The 22,766-nt window shown below is 65.4% G+C and carries 17 protein-coding genes and 3 tRNA genes; 9 read left to right on the forward strand and 11 right to left on the reverse strand.

Features of this window, described 5'->3' with window-relative positions; translation table 11 throughout:
* Nucleotides 1–235: 235 nt before the first annotated feature.
* Complete coding sequence (locus NC4_RS02985; protein WP_218020894.1) at nt 236–4,966, forward strand: PA14 domain-containing protein; 4,731 nt, start codon at nt 236–238, stop codon at nt 4,964–4,966.
* A 40-nt stretch (nt 4,967–5,006) separates the two neighbouring features.
* Nucleotides 5,007–5,432 (forward strand): hypothetical protein, encoded by a 426-nt coding sequence (locus tag NC4_RS39905; RefSeq protein ID WP_157554186.1) that lies wholly within the window; start codon nt 5,007–5,009, stop codon nt 5,430–5,432.
* Between the two features lie 1,227 nt (nt 5,433–6,659).
* On the opposite strand, the gene NC4_RS02995 is transcribed toward NC4_RS39905, so the two are convergent.
* The 3 genes from NC4_RS02995 to NC4_RS03005 form a co-directional block, all read right to left on the reverse strand.
* Nucleotides 6,660–6,732: transfer RNA gene (locus NC4_RS02995), tRNA-Arg, on the reverse strand.
* Between the two features lie 36 nt (nt 6,733–6,768).
* A tRNA-Ser gene (locus NC4_RS03000) sits at nt 6,769–6,858 on the reverse strand.
* A gap of 88 nt (nt 6,859–6,946) precedes the next feature.
* Entirely contained in the window at nt 6,947–7,636 is a 690-nt protein-coding gene (locus NC4_RS03005) for a dienelactone hydrolase family protein (protein ID WP_067531935.1), read from the reverse strand.
* 170 nt (nt 7,637–7,806) lie between these two features.
* Between NC4_RS03005 and hisC the strand changes: the two genes are divergently transcribed.
* Nucleotides 7,807–8,886: a histidinol-phosphate transaminase gene (hisC, locus tag NC4_RS03010; RefSeq protein WP_067531937.1), complete on the forward strand. Its 1,080-nt coding sequence runs from the start codon at nt 7,807–7,809 to the stop codon at nt 8,884–8,886.
* A gap of 7 nt (nt 8,887–8,893) precedes the next feature.
* On the opposite strand, the gene nicT is transcribed toward hisC, so the two are convergent.
* From nicT to NC4_RS03030, 4 genes are all read right to left on the reverse strand, one after another.
* The gene (nicT, locus tag NC4_RS03015) at nt 8,894–9,925 is read right to left on the reverse strand and encodes a Nickel transporter NicT (RefSeq protein WP_067531939.1); all 1,032 of its coding nucleotides are present in this window, start codon (nt 9,923–9,925) and stop codon (nt 8,894–8,896) included.
* A gap of 43 nt (nt 9,926–9,968) precedes the next feature.
* Nucleotides 9,969–10,056 (reverse strand) — tRNA-Ser (locus tag NC4_RS03020).
* A 64-nt stretch (nt 10,057–10,120) separates the two neighbouring features.
* Complete coding sequence (locus tag NC4_RS03025; RefSeq protein WP_174566823.1) at nt 10,121–10,567, reverse strand: MarR family winged helix-turn-helix transcriptional regulator; 447 nt, start codon at nt 10,565–10,567, stop codon at nt 10,121–10,123.
* 135 nt (nt 10,568–10,702) lie between these two features.
* A complete protein-coding gene (locus NC4_RS03030) occupies nt 10,703–11,878 on the reverse strand; it encodes an alpha-hydroxy-acid oxidizing protein (RefSeq protein WP_067531943.1) in 1,176 nt (391 codons plus the stop codon).
* 298 nt (nt 11,879–12,176) lie between these two features.
* Between NC4_RS03030 and NC4_RS03035 the strand changes: the two genes are divergently transcribed.
* A complete protein-coding gene (locus NC4_RS03035; protein WP_067531945.1) occupies nt 12,177–13,169 on the forward strand; it encodes an NAD(P)H-quinone oxidoreductase in 993 nt (330 codons plus the stop codon).
* Here NC4_RS03035 and NC4_RS03040 read toward each other — a convergent pair.
* Nucleotides 13,166–14,371 (reverse strand): cysteine desulfurase-like protein, encoded by a 1,206-nt coding sequence (locus tag NC4_RS03040; RefSeq protein ID WP_067532346.1) that lies wholly within the window; start codon nt 14,369–14,371, stop codon nt 13,166–13,168. The two genes, NC4_RS03035 and NC4_RS03040, sit on opposite strands and share 4 nt — an antisense overlap.
* Nucleotides 14,372–14,484: 113 nt before the next feature.
* On the opposite strand from NC4_RS03040, the gene NC4_RS03045 reads away from it, so the two are divergent.
* The 5 genes from NC4_RS03045 (at nt 14,485) to rsgA (ending at nt 19,116) form a co-directional block, all read left to right on the forward strand.
* Nucleotides 14,485–15,075, forward strand: coding sequence for a bacterial proteasome activator family protein (locus NC4_RS03045; protein WP_067532348.1), 591 nt, complete (start codon nt 14,485–14,487; stop codon nt 15,073–15,075).
* 130 nt (nt 15,076–15,205) lie between these two features.
* Entirely contained in the window at nt 15,206–16,039 is an 834-nt protein-coding gene (gene wzm, locus NC4_RS03050) for a galactan export ABC transporter permease subunit Wzm/RfbD (RefSeq protein ID WP_067531947.1), read from the forward strand.
* A gap of 7 nt (nt 16,040–16,046) precedes the next feature.
* Nucleotides 16,047–16,868, forward strand: coding sequence for a galactan export ABC transporter ATP-binding subunit Wzt/RfbE (wzt, locus tag NC4_RS03055; RefSeq protein ID WP_067531949.1), 822 nt, complete (start codon nt 16,047–16,049; stop codon nt 16,866–16,868).
* Complete coding sequence (gene glfT1 / locus NC4_RS03060) at nt 16,865–17,803, forward strand: galactofuranosyltransferase GlfT1 (protein WP_067531951.1); 939 nt, start codon at nt 16,865–16,867, stop codon at nt 17,801–17,803. The genes wzt and glfT1 overlap by 4 nt, the downstream gene beginning before the upstream one ends.
* Nucleotides 17,804–18,015: 212 nt before the next feature.
* The gene (gene rsgA / locus NC4_RS03065; protein ID WP_084528391.1) at nt 18,016–19,116 is read left to right on the forward strand and encodes a ribosome small subunit-dependent GTPase A; all 1,101 of its coding nucleotides are present in this window, start codon (nt 18,016–18,018) and stop codon (nt 19,114–19,116) included.
* A 91-nt stretch (nt 19,117–19,207) separates the two neighbouring features.
* Here the strand turns inward: rsgA and NC4_RS03070 are convergent, their stop codons facing one another.
* The 3 genes from NC4_RS03070 to NC4_RS03080 all read right to left on the reverse strand — a co-directional run bounded on the left by NC4_RS03070 (nt 19,208) and on the right by NC4_RS03080 (nt 22,759).
* Nucleotides 19,208–19,852 (reverse strand): response regulator, encoded by a 645-nt coding sequence (locus NC4_RS03070; RefSeq protein WP_067531953.1) that lies wholly within the window; start codon nt 19,850–19,852, stop codon nt 19,208–19,210.
* Nucleotides 19,840–21,114: a sensor histidine kinase gene (locus NC4_RS03075; protein ID WP_067531955.1), complete on the reverse strand. Its 1,275-nt coding sequence runs from the start codon at nt 21,112–21,114 to the stop codon at nt 19,840–19,842. The genes NC4_RS03070 and NC4_RS03075 overlap by 13 nt, the downstream gene beginning before the upstream one ends.
* 130 nt (nt 21,115–21,244) lie before the next feature.
* Nucleotides 21,245–22,759 carry an alpha/beta hydrolase gene (locus tag NC4_RS03080; protein WP_245721459.1) on the reverse strand — a complete coding sequence of 505 codons (1,515 nt, stop codon included), beginning with the start codon at nt 22,757–22,759 and terminating at the stop codon, nt 21,245–21,247.
* Nucleotides 22,760–22,766 lie beyond the last annotated feature (7 nt).

Consider the following 22,766-nt stretch of genomic DNA (forward strand, 5'->3'; position numbering starts at 1 on the left):
CGTTCTGACGACCGAGACACCGACGCTGCAGGTCGCGGCTAGTGGTGCGGTGCCGGCCGGGACGAAGTATTGCTTCAAGGTGTCGACTGGATTTGATGGCCGGACCGGCAGCGTGGCTCAGTCCGGGTGTTTGTCGGAGCCGAAATGGGCGGTGCCGCGGCATGCCCTGCAAGACGGTGGTCGTTACACATGGACGGTCGAGATCGCGCTTCCGGGCGCGGAGACGGCGACGCCGGTGAGCTGGGTTGGTCATTTCACCATCGATCAGCGTTTGGGTGATCCGGGTCTGACACCGACCGATTCTCTCGGACCCGTGACGGTGAACCTGTTCAATGGCAACGTCCGCTACAACGCGTCGGGCCCGGCCTTCTCGACGTTGGGTGGGCCCGCGGGTGTGGCGCTGGCGTACAACTCGCGCCAAGGAACACCGCGCGGTGTACGAGCGTCGTACTTTAACGATTCCGATCACAACGGCACGCCCGACAACACTCCGGTGCTGGTGCGCACCGAAACCCAGGTCGACCTGCATTGGGGAAACAAGTGGAACGACGAAACCAATAGGGACCCACTACCTCCCGGGCTGGTAGACGACTGGTACGTGATTCGGTGGGAGGCGCAGTTCGAGGCACCCGTCACCGGCGACTATCGCTTCGCCGGCGAGCACGTTGACGGTGCGAAGGTCTGGGTCGGCGACAAGCTGCTCTACGCCAACCTTGAGGCCAGGGATCCCATCACTTCGGGGTTCTTCGAGTCGAATAGTGGCGAGAAGGTGACGTTGACTGCCGGCCAGCGGATTTCGCTGAAGGTCGAGTTGTCTCACCACTCGGCCAAACCGCCGGCGATGGTGCTGTGGGTCAAGAGCAGCCAGGGTGGCATCTTCGGCGGGCAGAACCTGGCGCCGCAGATTGTTTCGGCGCAATGGCTCTACCCCGCCGACCCGCCGCCATTGCCCGCCGGTTGGACACTGTCGGTGCGGGCCAGCGGCTACACCCACGCCGCCATGCTCGACGGGGCGGTCGTGCTCACCGATGGCGCGGGCGGCAAACACAGCTGGGCTCGCACGTCCGGCGGGTATACCCCGCCGCCAGGCCGAGACGGCGTTGTCGCATTCGATGCCAAAGGCCGGCTCTCGGTGACCGAGAACGGCGTTGTCACACTGTTCAACTCCGACGGCACGCTGGCCGAGGTATCAACGGTTCTCGACAGCAAGAAGCCCGCGTCGCTGCAGTACCGGTACAGCGGTTCCCCCTCGCGGCTGACCGAGATCGTCGATCCGGTCTCGGGACGTTCGCACAAGCTGCACTACAACACCGACAACAGCAACAGTTGCTACGGCGGGGCATCGATGCCTGCAGGCGCCAACTCGGCTCCAGCACAGCAGTTGTGCCGTATCACCTACTGGGACGGCACCGAAACCCGTTTGTGGTACGCATTGAACGTGCTGGGGCGGATCGAGAATTCCGGCGCGGCCATCCAAGACTTCAACTATGTCGACTTCGCTGACGTCAAGAAGAAATACAACAAGACCAACGACCCCATCAAGCGACAGAAACTGCTCGCCGGCATCGGGCCGCTGAGCCTGGTCCTCGGCAACCTTGGACATGACTGGACCGCGAGGCAGCAGTTCCCGTCTCAGGCCATTGCCTTCACAGCCATCCAGTACCGAAACATGATCGAAGAGCCCGGCCTGCCGGGCCGCTACCGCGCAATCGCGGTGACCGGGCCGTCCTCCGACGGTGGTGCTCTGGGCAACCGGCCTGTACACCAGTACACCTATGATCTGGCTGCGCGGCGATCGACGGTCGACATTCTTGGGACTGGCGGATTCGGATCACCACCAGACCGCACCATCACCTGGGACGAGGCTGGACGTGAACTGACCTCGACCGACGCGGTCGGAGATACCGTTCGCACCGAATGGAACACGAAGGATCAGCTGACAGCGACGGTCGATACGACCGGCCGGCGTACGACGGTGCTCTACGACCATGCCGACCGGCCGACCGATGAGTACGGTCCGGCACCGGCGGCCTGCTTCAAGGGGCAACTACCGAAGCCGGACTGCGCGGAAACCATGCCGCACTCCCACAAGGAATACGACGAAAACCTTGCCGGGCTAGAGGCCGCCTTCTACGACAACCCATACACCTCAGGCGCCCCGAAGGAATGGGTAACCGGTGTCGGCACCACCGACGGCAGCCTGCAACGGATTTGGGGCTCGACCCCACCGGTCTCCAACGACGACGGCTGGTCGGGCAGGTTCACCGGAGAAGTCAGATTCCCCGACACCGGCGAATACAAACTCGGCTTCACCGTCGTCGACGGTGTCCGCCTGTGGATCGACGACGTGTTGATCATCGACAGCTGGACCGACAAAGCCAGCACCAGAGTCACGCGCTCCTACAACAACGCTGCTGCCGGGAGCTGGCATCGGATCCGTATCGATTACTACAACCGCAGCGGCATCTCGGGTGCACTCGACTTCACCTGGACCCCACCAGGTTCCGGCACTGCTGTGACGGTGCCGGGTGCTGACCTCCGCCCCCGCTACGGCCTCGAAACCAGCAAGGTCACCGACAACACCCCCAACGGTGAGGCGGCGCGCGCGCCGGCGACGGAGCTTGCGATCAACTATTCGGATCCGAACAACGGCATCGACCCGGTGTTCGGGCTGGCGGTATCCACCACCGGCGATCCGGGCGGGCTCAACCTCACCGGCCGCACCCTGTACGAAAAGCTCGGCGAAGGATACCTACGCACACTGGCTGCAGCATTGCCGGCCGGTGACCTCGCTAACCCCGACAAGCGCGGCACCACCACCTACTACGCGGACAACGAAACCCGCGCGAACCCCTGCGAAACGAACTCACCCGCAGCCAACCAAGGCGGCATGGCCAAAACCGTTCGTGGAGCAAAGAGCTCGGACGAGGCGACGAACATCGTCGAGACGGTGTACGACACCGCAGGACGGGTCGTCGCCGCGCGCACCGACAACGAGCCATGGTCGTGCGTCAGCTACGACGCTCGTGGTCGCATCACCAAGAAGTTGTTCCCGGCAATGGGCGACCAACCTGCCCGCACCCTCATCTACGACTATGCCGTCGGCGGAGACCCGACGAAACAAGCCGTCAGCGACGGAAGCGGAACGACCACCACCGTGATCGATCTGCTAGGACAGGTCACCTCGTACACCGACGCCAACGGCACCGTCACAATCTCCGAATATGATGTCGCCGGCAGGAAGGTCAGCGAGAAAACCACGATTAAAGGCGCCACTTCGACTCTGAACTTCCACTGGGATAACGCATCTCGCCTGAGCCGTCTCGAACTGGATGGTGCGACAGTAGCTACCTCCAGCTACATCGCGGGCGTCCTGACAGGCGTCGGATACGGAAACGGGTCCGACCTCGCGATCACCCACAACGACGCCGGCTCAACCGTTGGCTTGTCCTGGAAGGTAACCGATTCGACGGTCACCAGCGAGGTGACACGCTCCCAAGATCAACGCATCATCGGCGAAAGGATCACTGATACCGCCAATCCTGACAGTCGCTACGACTTCGCCTACACCTACGACGGTGTCGGACGGCTGGTCGCGGCCGATATACCGTTCCACCGGTTGACCTACAGCTTCGACAGCGACAACGGTTGTGGGCCGAACAAGAACGCGGGACTGAACACCAACCGCACCGCGTCCACTGACAGTTTAAACGGGGCGCCGGCAGTTACTACCATCTACTGCTACGACGACGCTGATAGGTTGCTGTCCACGAGCGGAGCGACCAACATGTCGCTCACCTACGACAATTACGGCAACGCAACCAAAGTCGGCGCCGACATCCTCGGCTACGACTCCAACCTCCGGCATGTATCCACCACGACTGAGACAGGTCGGACGGTCAAATATACGCGCGATATCAATGACCGCATCATCGTGCGAACGGTCACTGACAACACCAACCCTGCACAGGTGACTCGCTACGGGTTCACCTCCGACTCCGGTGGTCCTGACTTCGTACTCGACGGCGGCGGGAACCTGCGACAGCGCGTATTGAAGCTTGCCGGTGGCGTCGTGCTCACCAAGAATTACGACTCGCAATCGCAACCTGCCGCGACGAACTGGTCCTATCCCAACATCCATGGTGACATCTTGATCACCGCAGATGGTGCCGCGATCCGCACCGGAACCATCCATCTGTACGACCCTTTCGGCCAAAACATCGACCCCATCACCGGCACCAGCGGTGACATCGCGATTCCGGCCACCGCGGAAGGCGGCATGGACTTCGGCTGGCTCGGCCAGCACACCGTCCCGATCGAACACATCGCCAGCCAACAAGCTATCGAGATGGGAGCCCGTACCTACCTGCCGATCTTGGGCAGATTCCTCCAAGTCGATCCAGTTCTCGGTGGTTCTGCCAATAGCTACGACTACGTCAACGGCGACCCTGTCAATTCGACCGATCTTACGGGTAAATGCCCGATGTGCGTGCTGGTGATCCCTGCTATACCCGCCATCATTGAAGGTGGGGCTGCTGCACTTGCCGTTGGAACAGGAATATTGGCAGGGGCCGTGGTGATCGACAAGGTTACCGACCAGCCAGGACCTTCGGGCGGCGAAACTCCCCGTGATCACCTGGTGCTTGGAAATCGGCACTACGGTCTGGAAGAATTAGCTGCCAAACTGGGTGGTCGGACGCTGTTGGATGCTGCCGACTGGAAAGCGCAAGTGACAGCTGCTGGCGTGCGTCGGGCGGGAGGTGATCGCAATATGAAAATATCGTTCGCTCTCGACGGCCTGCCGGGAGGCGACTACGCTACGATCCTGGAGACTGCGCAACTGGCTACCAAATTCAATACTGCTACTGCGACACAGTGGGAACTGGCGGAACTCAGCCGTTTGGGGGTGCTTGATAGAGTTGACTTCTACGAGAATCAGAAACCAATAAAGAATCCATATAAATAGGACTTCGAGGACGTGCTCGACTTGGATTTAAGAGGATTGAATGAACATTACCCAAGGCCAGCTGCCGGTTAGATTTGATCGAAAATTTCATCTGAGCTACGTAGAAAGTCATGCTCAATTACTTCTTCGTAGTGGCAGGGGTGGTTATCATCGAGGTCAGACCTTGAGACACGATTCAGTCGTTGATATTCTATTCAAGAATGTTGCCACTCTGGCGCTAATGGAAAGTTTTATTCCCCTGGAGATATCGCTCGCCGATGAGGTCGAGGTTGAAAAGTTTCGCCGATTCCTGAAATGCGAGCTGGGCAACCGGAATCTCTATGCCTTGCGCGGAGAGGATGGACTCGGCTATGTGCTTGCCGGAGCACTTTACTGGGTTGACGATCATGATGGTTCCACGGAGGAACCCAGCGTTCTCATTGCAACACCAGAGCGTTCGGAGAATATGGTGGTGATGAGAGCGTAATGGCCTGAAATTGCCGAGCCTGGATCAAGGGGCGACAACCCGCTGGTCGAGCTTGGATCCGCACCCTCGATTGGCACCAGACCATCGGCCTGGTGCCAATCGAGGCCGGATGGATGGCGCGGGTAATCACGTGGTTCGGACTGAACAAGGTCATCGATCCAGATGAAATTGGTTTCCGCGATGCGTTATGGGCCTCGTCGAGTCGGACCTGTTCCTCGGGCTGCGGCCGCCTATGCCTGTCGCAGCCAGTCAGTCCGTGAGCCTCTCGAGGCGAGATGTCTCCCCCGCGCGGGTTCCGGTCACCGGAAGGTGCAAGGTGCTGCGACCATCGTGTGCCGTGGTCGACCGTCAGGTGGTGTGTCACCGTGGTCGGGGCATGACCATGGCGAGCCAATCTGCCAACATCGCAAAGTCACTGCACCGCACGCCGATTCGCGAGTCTACGCGATGTAGGAGACTTTGGCTCCGGTGCTGTTCCGTTACCCACTCCCGGTCCCTGTCGCTGATCTCGTCGCCGATCCAGATGAATGGCCGTCCGGCGGCCCATTCGACCAATGTGCGGGTCTTCCAGTGCAATCCGAACCATTCGTCGACTCGATCATCGGACCTGTCCGGCCATTCCACTACCGCCAATGTGGGCAAGCCCAGCACTGAACCGAGGGAATCGTTGGCTTCTTGTCCCCAGGTCGTGGCCCACACCAGCTCGCAGGACAAGCTCGACAACAGCGGTCCCAGGTCAGGGTCGAGCCATGCCATGAGCGGGTTCGGCCCATCTTGCCGTTCTTGGCCGCGCGGGGAACTCAGCCGTGCACTTGTGAGTGTCTCACCGAAGGGTATGAGCGGTCCGTCAACGTCGAGGAAGAGTAGTGGGCGGTGCAGCGTGTCCATCACCTTCGAAGGCTAGCTGGTGCGCAGGAGGCCAATGGTCGGGCCTCATCGCAGTGAGGATCTCGCGCAGCCGGTGATAGACCAGGACAATATCGTTGCGAGATTAATCTCACAGTCGACGGGTGCGGGGCCGGGGTCGCTGGGACCCGCATGCCAACCGCGTACAGGATCATAAGCAGACACTGGACTTGAATCGGTCTTGCTGGAGGTGGTTCTGGCATCAGCCAACAGGCAAAATGTTCGGTAGCTAATTTTTGGCCTTTTCTTGGTGAAAGTCCAGTGCAGCGATTGCACTAAGAGCCCCCTGACCGAAATTGCCTGGTCAGGAGGCTCTTGCTGCGCGCCCGGAGAGACTCGAACTCCCAACCTTCTGATCCGTAGTCAGATGCTCTATCCGTTGAGCTACGGGCGCAGGGCTATTCACTTGTTGTACCCGGCGTACCGGGTTTGGCGGAGGCGAGAGGATTTGAACCTCCGGTCCCCGTGAAGGGACAACTCATTAGCAGTGAGTCCCATTCGGCCGCTCTGGCACGCCTCCTGGAGCCTTCTCTTCCGAGGGCACCAGTCCTTTCGAACCGCCGGGACGAAAGATTACACAGCGACCGACCAATAGGCAAAACGGCTGGTCAGCGCAGGTGACTGTCGAACCAATCGAAGATGCGGGTCTGGGCGTCGACGACGCAGGCGTCGTCCAGGGCGGCCGGATCGAAGCCCGGATGGTCGGGGCGGTGGTGCAGGCCCGGATAGGTGACGACGAGGGTCGCCACATCGGCGCGGGCGGCGGCCTCGCGGAGGCGGTCGACCTGGTCGGGCGGGGTGCGCGGATCGTCGGCGCCGAACAGGCCCAGCCAGGGGGCTTTCAGATCGCGGACCGCCGTCATGAGGTCGATTGCCTGTGGGGTGAGCGCGGATTCGATGCCGGGGCAGGCCACGCTGACGGCCGCGCCGATGCGGCTGTTGGTCGCGACCAGGGCGGCGGCGGTGCCGGCCGAATCGAAGCCGAGCACGCCGATGCAGTCGCGGAAGACGCCGTGTCCGGTGAGCCAGTCGAAGCAGGCGTCGAAGTCGGCGAAGAGTTCGGCGCCGAAAACCCGATCGGGTGCGACGCCATTGGAGCGATGAAACAGGTCGGGGGCCAATACGGTCCACCCGTCCTCGGCCAGCGAGCGCATGAGTTCCAGCAATGGCTCGGTGAATTCACGTGATTCGTGCAGGACCACGATGCCGCCGCGGGTGTGACCGTCGGGTTCGATCACGGTGAGGGGGACCCTGGTGGTGTCGTGCACAGGTGCTAGATCGCGGTAAACGCCCGACATAGAGCCAGACTAGTTGCGCTAGGTAAAGTCGGGATAAATCTTTTCGGGGACGACCTCCTTCCGGAGATTTTCCGGTGAGCGCCGGAAACTTTCCGACGACTCGACCACTTTCGGCAAACCCGGTGACACCACCCAGCATCCATATGACCGGTTCCACATAGGGTGGAGGGGTGAGTGCGCATATTCGACCGGATCTGGACGCCATCCCCGCGTACGTGGTCGGCCGCAGCCACCCCGGCGCGGTCAAGCTGGCCAGCAACGAGACAACTTTTCCGCCGCTACCGTCGGTGGCCAAGGCGATCGCGGAGGCCGCCGAGACGGTCAACCGGTATCCCGATAATGCCGCCATCGAATTGCGTACCGCCATAGCGGATTTCACCGGCGTGGCACTGGAGAACGTGACCGTCGGCTGCGGCAGCGTGGCGCTGTGCCAGGAACTGGTGCAGATCACCTGCCTCGCACCCACCGACGAGGTGCTGTTCGCGTGGCGCTCCTTCGAGGCGTACCCGATCGTCACCCGGGTCGGCGGCGCGACGGCGGTCACGGTGCCGCTGGATGATGAATTCGCCCACGATCTGGACGCGCTCGCGGCCGCGATCACCCCGAACACCCGGGTCGTCTTCGTCTGCAACCCGAACAACCCGACCGGTACCGCACGAACCAAGGCGGAGATCGTCCGCTTCCTGGACGTGGTCCCCTCGAACGTGCTGATCGTGCTCGACGAGGCCTACTACGAATACCTGCGGCTGCCCGCCGACGACCACCCGAATGGCGTCGAACTCGGCCGCACCCGCCCGAATGTCCTTGTCCTGCGCACCTTCTCGAAGGCCTACGGTCTGGCGGGGCTGCGTGTCGGCTACGCGATCGGCCACCCCGACGTGATCACCGCCCTCATGAAGGTCCACATCCCCTTCAGCGTCAACAAGGTCGCCCAGGCCGCCGCCATCGCCTCCCTCGAGGCCCGCCACGAACTCCTGGAGCGCACCGACGCCGTCATCGCCGAACGCGACCGCATGCGCACCGCCCTCCTGGACGCGGGCTACACGGTTCCCCCCAGCCAGACCAACTTCATCTGGCTCCCCCTCGGCGACCGCAGCCTCGAATGCGGCGAAGCCAGCGCCGAAGCCGGTGTCCTGGTCCGCCCCTACGGCACCGACGGCGTCCGCGTCACCGCCGGTGACCCGCACGAGAACGACCAGTTCCTCGCCTTCGCCACCGACCCGGCGGTCATCGCGCGATTCGTCGGCTGACCCGCGGTCAGTCGACGGCCAGGTCTCGTTCCCAGCGCGCCTCGACATCGGTGAGGCGCCAGACGGCGATGGCGACGGCCCAGGTGAGGACGAAGAGGCCGACGATGATGAAGCCGAGGTCGCCGAGGTCCAGGTTGCCGATCCAGGCTACGAAACCCGAAGTGATGTCCAGTTTTTCGACGAAAATGGAGATGATCTCCTGCACGCCGATGAGCAGGGCCACGGCCACCGAGAGCCCGGTGACGATCAGGTTGTAGTAGATCTTGCGGACCGGGCGGGCGAAGGCCCAGTCGTAGGCGTAGCTCATGAAGGAGCCGTCGAGGGAGTCGAACAGCGCCATACCGGCCGAGAACAGCACGGGCAGAACCAGAATCGAGTACCAGGGCAGGCCGGTCGCGGCGGCGCCACCCGCGATCACGAGCAGTCCCACCTCGGTGACGGTGTCGAAGCCCAGGCCGAACAGGACCCCGACGGGGTACATCTGCCAGGGTTTGCGGACCAACCGCACCACCGGGCCGAGGACTCGGTTGAGCAGGCCGCGTTCGTCGAGTTGCTTCTCCAGCTGCGCCTCGTTCAGCTCGCCACCGCGCATGCGGCGGAACACTTTCCAGATGCCGATGAGCGACACCAGGTTCAGCAGGCCGATGGCGATGAGGAAGGTGCCGGACACGCTGGTACCCCAGAGCCCGGTCCAGGTGTGCAGGGGCGGGCTCTCGTCCTCCAGCGATCCGGCCAGGGCGCGCACGCCGAAGGCCAGCAGCGCGACCATGACGAAGACGATGGTGGAATGCCCGAGCGCGAACCAGAACCCGACGGTGTGGGTCTTGTCGCGCCCGTTCTCGGCCACCAGTTTGCGGGTGGTGTTGTCGATGGCGGCGATGTGATCGGCGTCGAAGGCGTGCCGCATGCCGAGGGTGTAGGCGGTGACGCCCAGCCCGACCCCGAAGACCGCGCCCTGCACCTGGTACTGCCCGGGCACCACGAACAGCAGCAGGGTGCCCCAGCCCAGAATGTGCAGTGCCAGGACGGCGATTCCCATACCGATCCAACTGCGCACGAAACACACCCTCACCGTGATGATTTGGTGGAAGCGGAGGGATTTGAACCCCCGGTCGCTCTCGCGACGCTCGCTTTCAAGGCGAGTGCATTCGGCCGCTCTGCCACGCTTCCAGGCGTCTGATATTAGCCGACGGGTGATCCGCCCCGCTCCGGCTGTTCCGTACGGCCGTCCGGGCTATTCGCCGCGCCCGTCGAGGCCGGGTTCGGGCCTGGCCCCGGCGCGGTGGTCGGAGGCCAGGTTCACCAGGTCCAGGGCGGCGGCCACGGCGGCGAGTTGCTGCGGGGTGAGCAGATCGATGAAGTAACGGCGGACGGCGGCGACATGGCCGGGGGCCGCCGCGCGTAATCGGCGCATGCCCTCCTCGGTGAGCTGGGCCAGCACGCCGCGGCCGTCGTCCTCGCAGGCGGTGCGGCGGACCATCTGCTGTGCCTCCATGCGCCGGATCTGATGGGTGAGGCGGCTGCGGGAGGACAGTACGCCGTCGGCCAGATCGCTCATGCGCAGGGCGCGGCCGGGCGCCTCGGAGAGTTTCACGAGAATGCGGTAGTCGGCGAAGGAGAGATCGCTGTCGCGCTGCAACTGGCGATTGAGATCGGCCATGAGGCGCTGGCTGCCATCCATGTAGGCCCGCCACGCACGTTGCTGTTCCGGGGTGAGCCACCTCGGTTCGGTCGCGAAGCGCCCGCCGGATTCGACAGCCACGAACCACATTCTAACTGGGCAGTAGCCGCGAACCCGGCCGAGCGGAGAAACCGGTCAGCGGAAGGAGGAGATCATGGTGCGGCTCAGGTCCGACAGCGTGGCGCAGCCCGAAAGTCCCATGGCCGCATCGAAATCCGCGAGCAGACAGCGCAGGGCGTGGCGCACGCCGTCACGGCCCGCGATGCCGAGACCGTAGGCCCAGGGGCGGCCGTAGAGCACGGCCTTGGAGCCGAGGGAGAGCGCGATCATGACATCGGAACCGGAGCGGATGCCGGAATCGAAGAGCACATCGGCGCGATCGCCGACGGTGGCGACAATGGTGGGCAGGGCGTCCAGGGCCGCGACCGCGCTGTCCACCTGGCGGCCGCCGTGATTGCTGACCACCACCGCGTCCGCCCCGGCGTCCACGCACTGGCGGGCATCGTCGGGATGCAGGACGCCCTTGACCGCGATGGGCAGTTCGGTCCAATCGCGCAGGCGGGCGATATCGGCGGGGCGCAGAGCGTGATTGCCGAACATTCCGGCCCAGGTGAGGATGGCCATGCGCAGGGCGTCCTCGCTCTCCTCGGGCGGGGCGGCGAGTTTGGCGCGGAAGACCGGATCGGACAGGTAGTTGGCAATCCCCTTGCCGTGCAGGAACGGCAGGTGCGCGAGCTCCAGATCGCGCGGCCGCCAGCCCAGGCTCGGGGTGTCGACGGTCACGACAATGGCCTTGGCGCCGGACTTTTCGGCGCGCTCGACGAAGGAGCGGGCCAATTCCACATCATTGGGCCAATACAGCTGATACCACCAGTCGCCCGCGACCGCGCCCGCCTCCTCGATGGTGGTGGAGGCGGCGGTGGACAACTCCATGCCGATGCCGAGTTCCCGGGTCACCTCGGCCACAATGGCTTCCCCGCGCTCGTGCAGCAGGCCGAGCACCCCGACGGGTGCGGTGAGAACCGGTGCGGCGAGCCGGGTTCCGAGCACCTCGATCGACAGATCGCGGGCGCCGGGTCCGCTGGCGCCGCGCAGCATGCGGGGCAGCAGCCGGTATTTCTCGAAGGCGGCGGTATTGGCCGCGGCAGTGCGTTCCGCCGAGGCGCTGCCCGCCACGTAGTTGAAGGCCGCCGGTTCCAGGACTTCCCGAGCCCGCGCTTCCAGTCCCGCCGCCGTCATCGGTAGCGAAGGAACGTTTCCCGCGAGGCCGGAGAAATAGATCTCGTGCTGGTAATCGGCGAAACTGCTCATGCCGGAGACGCTAGTGCTTTCGCTCCCGGCATGGGGTGGGTCGGACGTTCTTTTCGGCGGTGACCGATTTCAGCGACGGCGGCTGCGCACGCGCACCAGGGCGCGCGGGGACTCGTCGGCGACGAAGCCGGAAATGGCCATTGCGGTCAGCACGATCATGGCGGCGAGAATGGTCAGGAAGGTGATCATGGGAACTCCTTTCGAAACTCACGATGCCCGGCGAAGCTGACAGGATGCTGTGCGGCCGCCCAGGACGACCTGACAGTAATCGGTGAATGCGCGTCGTACGCTCGCTTTCATGTATGCGGTGACACTCGACGGTTTCGGTGGACCAGAAGTCATGTCCTGGGCGCAGGCGCCCGATCTGCCCGCACCTGGTCCGGGCGAGGCGGTGATCGATGTGGTCGCGGCCGGGGTGAACCGCGCCGACCTGCTGCAACGGCAGGGTTTCTATCCGCCGCCGCCGGGGGCGAGCGAGATCCTGGGGCTGGAATGCTCCGGTGTCATCGCGGAAGTCGGTCCGGGCGTACGGGATTGGCAGCCGGGGGATCGGGTGTGCGCCCTGCTGTCGGGCGGCGGGTACGCGGAGCGGGTGCTGGTGCCCGCCACCCAGCTGCTGCCGGTGCCGGAGGGCCTGGATCTCGCTGCGGCGGCGGCGCTTCCGGAGGTGGCGGCGACCGTCTGGTCGAATCTGGTGATGACGGCCGGACTGCACAGCGGCCAGTTGCTGCTGATTCACGGCGGCGGCAGCGGTATCGGCACGCATGCGATTCAGGTGGCGGTGAGCCTGGGCGCGCGGGTGGCGGTGACCGCGGGTTCGCAGGGCAAGCTGGAGCGCTGCCGGGAATTGGGCGCGAGCATCGTGATCAATTACCGGGACGAGGACTTCGTGTCGGTGCTGAAGGCCGAGAACAATGGCGCGGACATCATTTTCGACAATATGGGCGCGGCCTACCTGGCCCGCAATGTCGAGGCGCTGGCCGATGACGGGCAGCTGGTGATCATCGGTATGCAGGGCGGGGTCACGGCCGAATTGAATCTGGCTGCGCTGCTGGGCAAACGCGGCAGCATTCACGCCACCAATCTGCGGCGGCGGCCGGAGACCGGGCGGGGCTCCAAGGCGGAGATCATTGCCGAGCTGCGCCGCCACCTGTGGCCGCTGATCTCGGACGGCGCCGTGGTGCCGGTGGTGTCCGCCGAACTGCCCGTCGCCGAGGTGGCGGCGGCGCATCGGTTGCTGGACTCCGCCGACTCGGTCGGCAAGGTGATCCTGCGGATCCGCGACGTCTAGGTTTCCAGCGCCGTGAGGGCGCGGCCGAGCTGATCGATCTCGAATTTCGTTGTGTAGGGCGCGAGACCGATGGTGACGGCCCCGCCCTCGTCGTTCACGCCCAGCGCGTCGAGCAGGCGGCTGCCGCCGTGCGATCCGCTCAGCGTGCCGATGCGGGCATCGGCCAGCTTGGCCGAGACCTTCTCCGCCTGCATGCCCGAGATGGTGAAGCTGACCGTCGGAATGCGGGTGGAGGCGCGGCCGATCACGGTCAGATTCGGAATGGTGTCGAGCACCGACATCAAATGCTCGAAGAGCTGATCGTGATAGTCCTGCAGCGAGGTGATCGACATTTCCAGGCGTTCGCGCCGGGTGCCGGTGGCGCGTTCGTCGAGTCCGACCAGATAGTCGACGGAGGTGGTCAGGCCCGCCAGCAGCGCGTACTGGTGACCGCCCACCTCCAGGCGCTCGGCGCCCTTGGCATAGGGATTGAGCGACATGGACGGAATGCGGTCCAGAAACGCCGGATCGCGGAAGACCAGCGCGCCGATTTGCGGTCCGCCCCAGGCGGGTGCGCTCAGCGCGATCACATCGGCATTGAGTTCGTCGATATCGATGAGCGCGTACGGCGCCGCGCCGAAGCAGTCCGCGACCAGTAAACCGCCGACCTCGTGCACGCGATCGGCGGCCACCCGCACGGCGGGGGCGGAGCCGACGATCGGGGAGGCGGCGGTCAAGGCGACCAAACGGGCGGTGGGGCCGATGAGCTCCTCGAACTGCCAGGCGGGCATTTCGCAGGTCTCGATCTCGACCTCGGCCCAGCGCACGTGTGCGCCATAGCGATTCGCGATGCGCAGCCACGGCGCGACATTGGCCTCGTCATCCAGGCGCGACAGCACGATCCCGGTGCCCAGACCCAGCCGGGAGCTCAGCGACTCGGCGAGCCAGGCCAGCAGCACCGCCCGGTCGGGACCCAGCACCACACCGGCCGGATCGCCGCCCACCAGATCCGCGACCGCCTCGCGCGCGGCCTCCAGAATGGCGGCGCTGCGCTTGGCCGCGCCGTGCCGGTTGGTGTGCGTATTGGCGGAGGTCCGGAAACCCGTTGAGACGGCCCGTGATACCGAATCCGGGACCAGCATGCCCGCCTGCGGGTCGAGGTGGATCCAGCCGTCGCCTAGGGACGGTATGAGGCCCCGCACCCTTGCGACGTCGTAAGTCATGCTGGCCACTCTAAAGGGAAGGGGCAACCCGCGGTAACGGTAGGGAGTGTTTGCTCGGTTCGCGAAGCGAGGCCGCTTAGCGCGATCGCAGGTGGCACGGAATGATGGGGTACATGACGCAATCGGATGGCGCACCCGAATCCATTGTCGTATTCGGTCCGGAGGGTAAACCGCTGATCATCCCGCCCGCGGCGCAGATCGGCGGGGAGCCGCAGGAGTTCACCGGACAGGTTGTCGGCGAGGAGAATTCCGGCGAAACCGGCGAACGGGAGGAGTCCCTCGCCGATATGGTCGAGCAACCGGCGAAGGTCATGCGCATCGGCACCATGATCAAGCAGTTGCTCGAAGAGGTCCGCCACGCACCCCTCGACGATGCCAGCCACACCCGGCTGCGCGAGATACACAAGACCTCCATTCGCGAACTCGAACAGGGCCTCGCCCCGGAGCTGCGCGACGAGCTCGAGCGGCTGGCCTTGCCCTTCACCGACGACCAGATCCCCTCCGATGCGGAACTGCGCATTGCCCAGGCCCAACTGGTCGGCTGGCTCGAGGGGCTGTTCCACGGCATCCAGACCGCCCTGTTCGCTCAGCAGATGGCGGCTCGTGCACAGCTGGAACAAATGCGCCAAGCCCTCCCCCCGGGCGCGAGCCAGTCCGACCCCCGGCAGCAGGGCGGTTCCAGCGGCAGCGGGCAATACCTCTGACACCACGGAAACCGGGGTCGGCGGCAGGTTCCCGTCGCAACGCGACGGCTATTAGATAAGGTCGGGTGCTGTGCCTGCTGCTGCCCCTCCCGACTCGGCCACGGCCGAAGCGACAACGGACAATGCTCCGGTGCCGCTAGTGTCGGACTCGCAATCCTTCGGTCGCGCGTTCAAGGACTTCCGCGACGGATTCTCGCAGCGTGAGCTGTGGCTTTCGCTCGGTTGGCAGGACATCAAGCAGCGCTACCGGCGCTCGGTGCTCGGGCCGTTCTGGATCACCATCGCCACCGGATTGCAGGCGGCGGCCATGGGCATCCTGTACTCCACGCTGCTCGACCAGCCGCTGAAGGAATACCTGCCCTATGTGACGGTCGGCCTGATCGTCTGGGGTGTCATCTCCGCCAGCATTCTCGAGGGCTCCGATGTGTTCATCGCCAACGAGGGGCTGATCAAACAGCTGCCCTCGGCGCTGAGCGTGCACGTCTATCGCCTGGTCTGGCGGCAATTCCTGTTCTTCGCCCACAATATGGCCATCTACCTGGTCATGCTGGTGGGTTTCGCGGTGTGGAAGAACCTCGACTGGACCGTCCTATTGGTCATTCCGGGCATTCTGCTGCTGTTCGCCAATGCCATGTGGGTGTCCATCGCCTTCGGCATCTTCAGCACCCGCTACCGCGACCTCGCGCCGATTCTGAGCAGCACCACGCTCATGCTGTTCGTGCTCACCCCGGTGATGTGGAGCACCAAGGCGCTGCACGATCAGGGCGGCACGGTGAGCGAACGCGCCAAGCTGGTCGAGCTGGTGCCGACCTACCACTATCTGGAGATCGTGCGCGCGCCGCTGCTCGGCGATCCCATCGTGTTGCGCAGCTGGGTGGTGGTGCTGGCCTTCACGGTCGTCGGCTGGATCGTTGCCATACTTACTATGAAGCAATTCCGTTCCCGCGTTCCCTACTGGGTGTGAAGGCTCAATGACAGACCATGTGAGTATCGAGACCCAGAACGCGTGGGTGGAGTTTCCCATCTTCGACGCCAAATCGCGGTCGCTGAAGAAGGCGTTCCTCGGCAAGGCGGGCGGCGCCATCGGGCGCAATCAGTCCGATGTGGTGGTCGTGGAGGCGCTGCGGGATATCAATCTGTCGCTGAAGGAAGGCGATCGGATCGGTCTCGTCGGCCACAATGGCGCGGGCAAATCCACACTGCTGCGGCTGCTTTCGGGCATCTACGAGCCGACCCGCGGCAGTGCGCGGATTCGCGGCCGGGTGGCCCCGGTGTTCGATCTCGGCGTCGGCATGGATCCGGAGATCTCCGGCTACGACAACATCATTATTCGCGGTCTGTTCCTCGGGCAGACACGCAAGCAAATCCTGGCCAAAATCGATGAGATCGCCGAATTCACCGAACTGGGCGATTATCTCGAGATGCCCCTGCGCACCTACTCCACCGGTATGCGGGTGCGGCTGGCCATGGGCGTGGTGACCTCCATCGATCCGGAGATCCTGCTGCTCGACGAGGGCATCGGCGCGGTCGACGCGGAATTCATGAAGAAGGCACGCATCCGGTTGCAGCAGCTGGTCTCGCGCTCCGGCATTCTGGCCTTCGCCAGCCACTCCAATGAATTCCTGGCCCAGCTCTGCGATTCCGCGCTGTGGATCGACCACGGGCAGGTCCGCATGCACGGCGGCATCGAGGAAGTGGTGCGCGCCTACGAAGGCCCGGAGGCGGGCGATCACGTGGCAGCGGTGCTGCGGGATATGGAACGCGAACGTGAACCCGAACGGAATCCCGCATGACTGAACCCACCACCCCGCATTTCGGCGACGATGCCCGCATCGTCGCCATCGTGGTGACGCACAAACGCCGTGAACTGCTGGCCGAATCGCTCAAGGTGATCTGCGCGCAGTCGCGGGCCATCGACCATTTGATCGTGGTCGACAATGCCAATGAGGCCGAGGTCGCCGAGCTGGTGAACCAGCAGCCGATCGAGACCACCTATCTGGGTTCGGAACACAACCTCGGCGGCGCGGGCGGCTTCGCGCTCGGCATGCTGCACGCGCTCACCAAGGGCGCGGACTGGGTGTGGCTGGCCGATGACGACGGGCGGCCCGAAGGCCCGGAAGTGCTTGCCACGCTGTTCGATTGCGCGCAGCGGCATCAGCTGGTCGAGGTGTCGCCGGTGGTGGCCGATATCGACGATCCGGATCGGCTGGCCTTCCCGCTGCGCCGCGGCGTGGTGTGGCGACGGTTGCGCTCCGAGCTGGGCGACGAGGATTTCCTGCCGGGTATCGCCTCGCTGTTCAATGGAGCGCTGATTTCCGCGGAGGCCGTGGATGTGATCGGCGTGCCGGACCTACGCCTGTTCGTGCGCGGTGACGAGGTGGAGGTGCACCGGCGGCTGGTGCGCTCGGGACTGCCGTTCGGCACCTGTTTGCAGACCGCCTACCTGCACCCGAATGGTTCGGCCGAGTTCAAGCCGATCATGGGCGGGCGCATACACACCCAGTACCCGGACGATCCGGTGAAGCGGTACTTCACCTACCGCAATCGCGGATATCTCATGTCGCAGCCCGGTATGCGCAAGCTGCTACCGCAGGAGGTCGCCCGGTTCGGGTGGTTCTTCCTGCTCCAGCAGAAGGATCCGGCGGGCTTCGTGGAATGGCTGCGGTTGCAGCGGCTGGGCCGCCGCGAACAGTTCCGGAAGCCGCAGACGAAGGTGCCCGGAAAATAGGTTGCACGGGCCCGGCGGACCTGAGAAGGTGATGCCGTTCTGTTCGGTGCGCAGCCGGTAACGGCTGCTCGAGGGAGATGAGGAGGTGGATTACGTGAAGACGACAGTGCGGATTGTCGTGCCCCGGCGAGTGCTCGCCGCACGCGTATCCATCTCGACTTCCCAGCGCTGAGTCCCGGGACGGGCTCGGCGCCCGACAAAGGACTCCCCAAATGTCTCTGGTCGATTTCGACCTGCTCTCCCCCTACGGCTGGACCCCGGCGATCGCGGCCGAATACCTTCCGCTGCTCGGTGATTCGCTGATTCCGGCCCGCGTGCTCCGCATGGATCGCAGTGAATGCGATGTGGCGGCGCCGCTGCCCACCCCCGATTACGAGAGCCGCCTGCGCGCGGCCATCGTGCGCGCCCAGTGCCCGCCCTCGAATTCCGAGATCAGCGGGCTGTGCACCGGCGACTGGGTGGCCATCGATGCCGATCGCATGGTGCGGCAGCTGCTTCCGCGCCGGACGGCCATCGTCCGCGCTGCGGTATCCGGACATTCGGATGCCAAGGCCCGCTCCGCCAATCAGGTGCTGGCCGCCAATGTGGACACCGTGCTGATCTGCGCCGCCGGTGACGATGTGGATCTCGGGCGTATCGAGCGCATGCTCGCGCTGGCCTGGGAATCCGGGGCGCAGCCCGTCGTGGTGCTGACGAAAGCCGATCTGGCGCACGATCTTTCGATCGACGAGGTGCGGGCCGTGGCACCCGGCGCGACCGTGCTGGCGGTGAGCGCCTCGAGCGGCTACGGCATGGAAGTGCTGGGCGCGGTGCTGAACGGCACCGTCGCACTGCTCGGCGCTTCCGGTGCGGGCAAATCCACTCTCGCCAATGCCCTGCTGGAAGCGGATGTGTTCGCCACCAATGAAGTTCGCGCCGGTGACAAACGCGGCCGCCACACCACGGTGCACCGCGAACTGCGCCCACTGCCGGGCGGCGGCACCCTCATCGACACCCCCGGTCTCCGTTCGGTCGGACTCTGGGATGCCGCCGAGGGCCTGGGCCGCACCTTCAGCGATGTCGAATCCTTCGCCGCTGCATGCCGTTTCGCCGATTGCGCACATGAGACGGAGCCGGGCTGCGCGGTGCTGGCGGCCATCGAATCCGGTGAGCTGCCGCAGCGGCGGCTCGACAGCTACCGCAAGCTGAGCCGGGAGAACGAGTGGATGGCCACGCGCACCGACAACCGGCTGCGCGCCGAACGCCAGAAGGTGTGGCGGGATATCAGCAAGGCCCAGCGCCAGATGTACAAGGAGCGTGGTCGCCGCCGCTGATCGGGACGGCTGATCACGGGGACTGGTGGCGGCATTCACGGGTATCGCCGCCACCAGCGTCCCGTCCCATAAGCCGGGTGCCGTTGCGGCGCTAGGCGTTCAAGTAGGCGAGGACGGCCAGGACGCGGCGATGTCCGGCATCGTCGGCGGCCAGGCCGAGCTTGGCGAAGATGCTCCGAATGTGTTTGTGCACGGCGGCTTCGGTGACGACCAGCCGTTCCGCGATGGTGGTGTTGGCGAGGCCCTCGGCCATGAGGGCCAGGACTTCGCGTTCGAGCGGCGTGAGGGCGGCCAGTGGGTCGTCGGCGCGGCGGCGCACCAGCAGCTGGGAGATCACCTCCGGATCCATGGCGGTGCCGCCCGCCGCGACCCGGCGCAGCGAGTCCAGGAAGCGCTCCACATTGCCGACGCGCTCCTTGAGCAGATAGCCGACTCCGCCCGCGCCGTCGCCGAGCAGTTCGCCCGCGTAGCTGTCCTCCACCCAGGCCGACAGCACCAGGACCGGCAGGCCGGGATGAATCTCGCGGGCGCGCACCGCCGCCCGCAGTCCGTCATCGGTGAAGATGGGCGGCATGCGGACATCCACCACCATGGCGTCGGGGCGGTCGGCGGTCACCACCTTCAGCAGATCGTCGGCATTGTCCACGGCCGCGACCACTTCCATGCCCGCGGTTTTCAGCAGCAAGGCCAGCCCTTCCCGCAGGAGGGCGTCGTCCTCGGCGATCACGATCCGCATGGCAGCTCCACTCGCACCACAGTAGTCCCGCCCGCCGGGCTGGTGAGCAGCATGCGCCCGTCCAGAGCCTCGGCCCGCCGCCGGATACCGGCAAGCCCGCCGCCCTCGGTCTCGTGCGCCGCGCCCACCCCGTCATCGATCACCTCGACGATCAGTCGCTCGGCGTCCCCACCGAGTCGGACCGAAACCTGCTGCGCCCCAGAGTGCTTGGTCGCATTGGTCAATGCCTCCGCGATCACGAAATACGCCGCCGCCTCCACCGCCGCGGGCCGCCGGACCGATTGGCTCGAATCCACCCCGACCGCGTCGGGTGCGGTGGAACCGTCGATATTCAGAACGCACGGAATCGGGCTGCGCGCGGCCAATGCCGACACCGCGCTGTACAGCCCGCGATCCGCGAGCACCGGCGGATACACGGTGCGCACCACATCCCGCAGTTCGGCCAGCGCCGCGTGCGCGGTGTCCTGCGCCTTGCGCACCATGTCGTCGGCGGCCTCGCGATCGCGCTCGCGCAATTGCTCGGCCAGTCCGAGCTGCATGATCACCGCGGCGATCCGGGCCTGCGCCCCATCGTGCAGGTCCCGCTCGATGCGGCGCAGTTCGGCCCCGTGCGCGTCCAGCGCGGCGGCCCGGGTCTCGGTCAGCTCGGCGACCCGGTGCGCCAGCATCGCGCCCTCGGCGGGCCCGAGCAGCGCCCGCGCCGTCAGTGCCTGCCACCGCGCGACCCGCGGCATCTGCAAGGTCAGCGCCCCAACCGGTATCGCGAGCAGGGCACTCAGGATGGCGGTGGTCCAGCCGTCGACCGTGAAACCGAAGTTGCTGATCGTGCCCGGCGGCAACAGCTGCCAATACGACGGAATCGCAAGCTGATTCACCACGCTGAACGCCAGCGACACCGCGATGATCGCCAGCGGCAGCCCGGCGACCGCATGCAAGCAGAGGTACCCGATATCGCGCCGATTTGCCGGATCGGCGACCACCGCCCGCAAGCGCTGCCGCAGATCACCGGTGAACGGCACATACGACACCTCGATCGGCTCCCCGAGCCGCTTGCCCGTCCGCCGCCGCTCGACCCGCACCAGCGGACGCACCATCTTGAGCGCCTCCGGCACGGCCGGTAACCCCACCCCGATCAGGCACAAACCGGCCACGAACACCAGCCCGACCACCGCGAACATGGCCACGACACCGGTAACCGCCCCGACCGCCAGATACGCGAGCGCCCCGGGCAGCTCCCCCAGCCGCCTGCCCACCCAAGACATCACCCGCACCCGCTCTCGGCCCCGGTTACGAAATCCCAGATCACCCCACCAACCTAGCGACACCCCCACCCCACCCTCGGACGCGCCGAGGCCCCGCCATGGTGGCGGGGCGCTCGGGTTCCGTCGTGGATCAGCTGTCCGCACGGCAGGTGTAGTCGGAGTCGGGGAGGGTGCCGTCGCGGAAGTAGGTGTTGACGGCGTTGTCGATGCAGGTGCTGGGGTAGTTGCCGAAGAGGGAGTGGATGGCGACGTTTTCCAGGGTGACCAGGCGGGAGGCGGTGAGGGCGCGGCGCATGCCCTGGGCATTGGCGTAGGTGGTGCGGGTGTCGCCGGTGGATTGGACGATGAGGGCGGGGACGGAGTTGTTCACGACGGTTGCCGGTTCGGCGGGTTCGGGCCAGAAGGCGCAGGGGGTGATGTTGTTGGCGAAGTCGGCGAACAGGGGCTGGGTGGCGCGGGCGGCTTCGATATTGCGCCAGTACCAGGCGGGATCGCGGTTCACGGGCACGTCACCGCACATGATGGCCATCTGCGGGGAAGCGTCCTCCGGGTCGGCGTGCAGGAGGATCGCGAGGTTCTCGGCGATCTCCGGATCAGGGTCGACGGGTTTGCCGTCGGCGGCATCGGCGAGTTGGCGCATGGCCTTGGCGGCCTTGTCGTACTTGCGCGGATCGTCGAGCGTGGTGAACAGCAGCAGCGGGACATCGTGTTCGGTGAGATCGAATTGGCCGAAGCGGATGGGGCGTTCGGCGGAACGGCGGATCAGGTCGGTGACGGTGGCGCGCACCGCCTCGCGGGTGGCGCCGAGGTGGTATTCGCCGTCGCGGGCGGCGGTCCAGTCCGCCCAGAGGTCGACGGCGGCCTCATTGGCCGGGCCCATGTCCTGCATCATCTGGACCGCGCCGTAGCGGGCCGGATCGACCGAGCTGTCCAGCACCACGCGGTCGCTGCGCTCGGGGAACATCTGGGTGTAGACCGCGCCCAGATAGGTGCCGTACGAAGTGCCGATGTAATTGATCTTGTCCTCGCCGAGCACGGCGCGAATGAGGTCCATATCGCGGGCGGTATTGCGAGTGCTGATGTGGCGCAGGCGATCACCCTCGTTCGCGACGCAACGCTCGGCCAGATCCGCCTGGGTGGCAACGGTTTCCGCATAGCTCGCGGCATCCGGACCGGCCGATTGCAGGCCGAAGCCGCGGGTCCACCGGCAATCGATCGGGGTCGAGCGGCCGACGCCGCGCGGATCCATGCCGATGAGGTCGTAGCGGGCGCGGACATCGGGAGTCATGGCATCGGAGACGCTGATGATGTAGTCGAGGCCCGGACCACCCGGATTCGACAGCATGATCCCGCGCCGCTGCGACGGATCCGGGGAGGAGATGCGGGAGATCGCCACCGTCATCGTGTCACCCTGGGGCGCTGCGTAATCCACCGGAACGATGACATCCGCGCATTGCGCTCCGGCCTTGTCCAGGCTCTCCTCACCGCAGGATTTCCAGTCCAGCTGCTGACCGGTGAACCGGTCCGACGGGGTCTCGCCGTCGGCGGCGGGCGTACAGGCCGCGACGGTGAGGCCGAGGAGAGCGGCCGCCATGGCCGCCGTCCCGACCCGGCGCGCGCGGGTGAGCTTCGTGGTGCGCATCATGTTCTCC

Origin of the sequence: Nocardia crassostreae, assembly GCF_001613405.1 — a bacterium.
In the GTDB taxonomy this organism is placed as follows: Bacteria; Actinomycetota; Actinomycetes; order Mycobacteriales; family Mycobacteriaceae; genus Nocardia; species Nocardia crassostreae.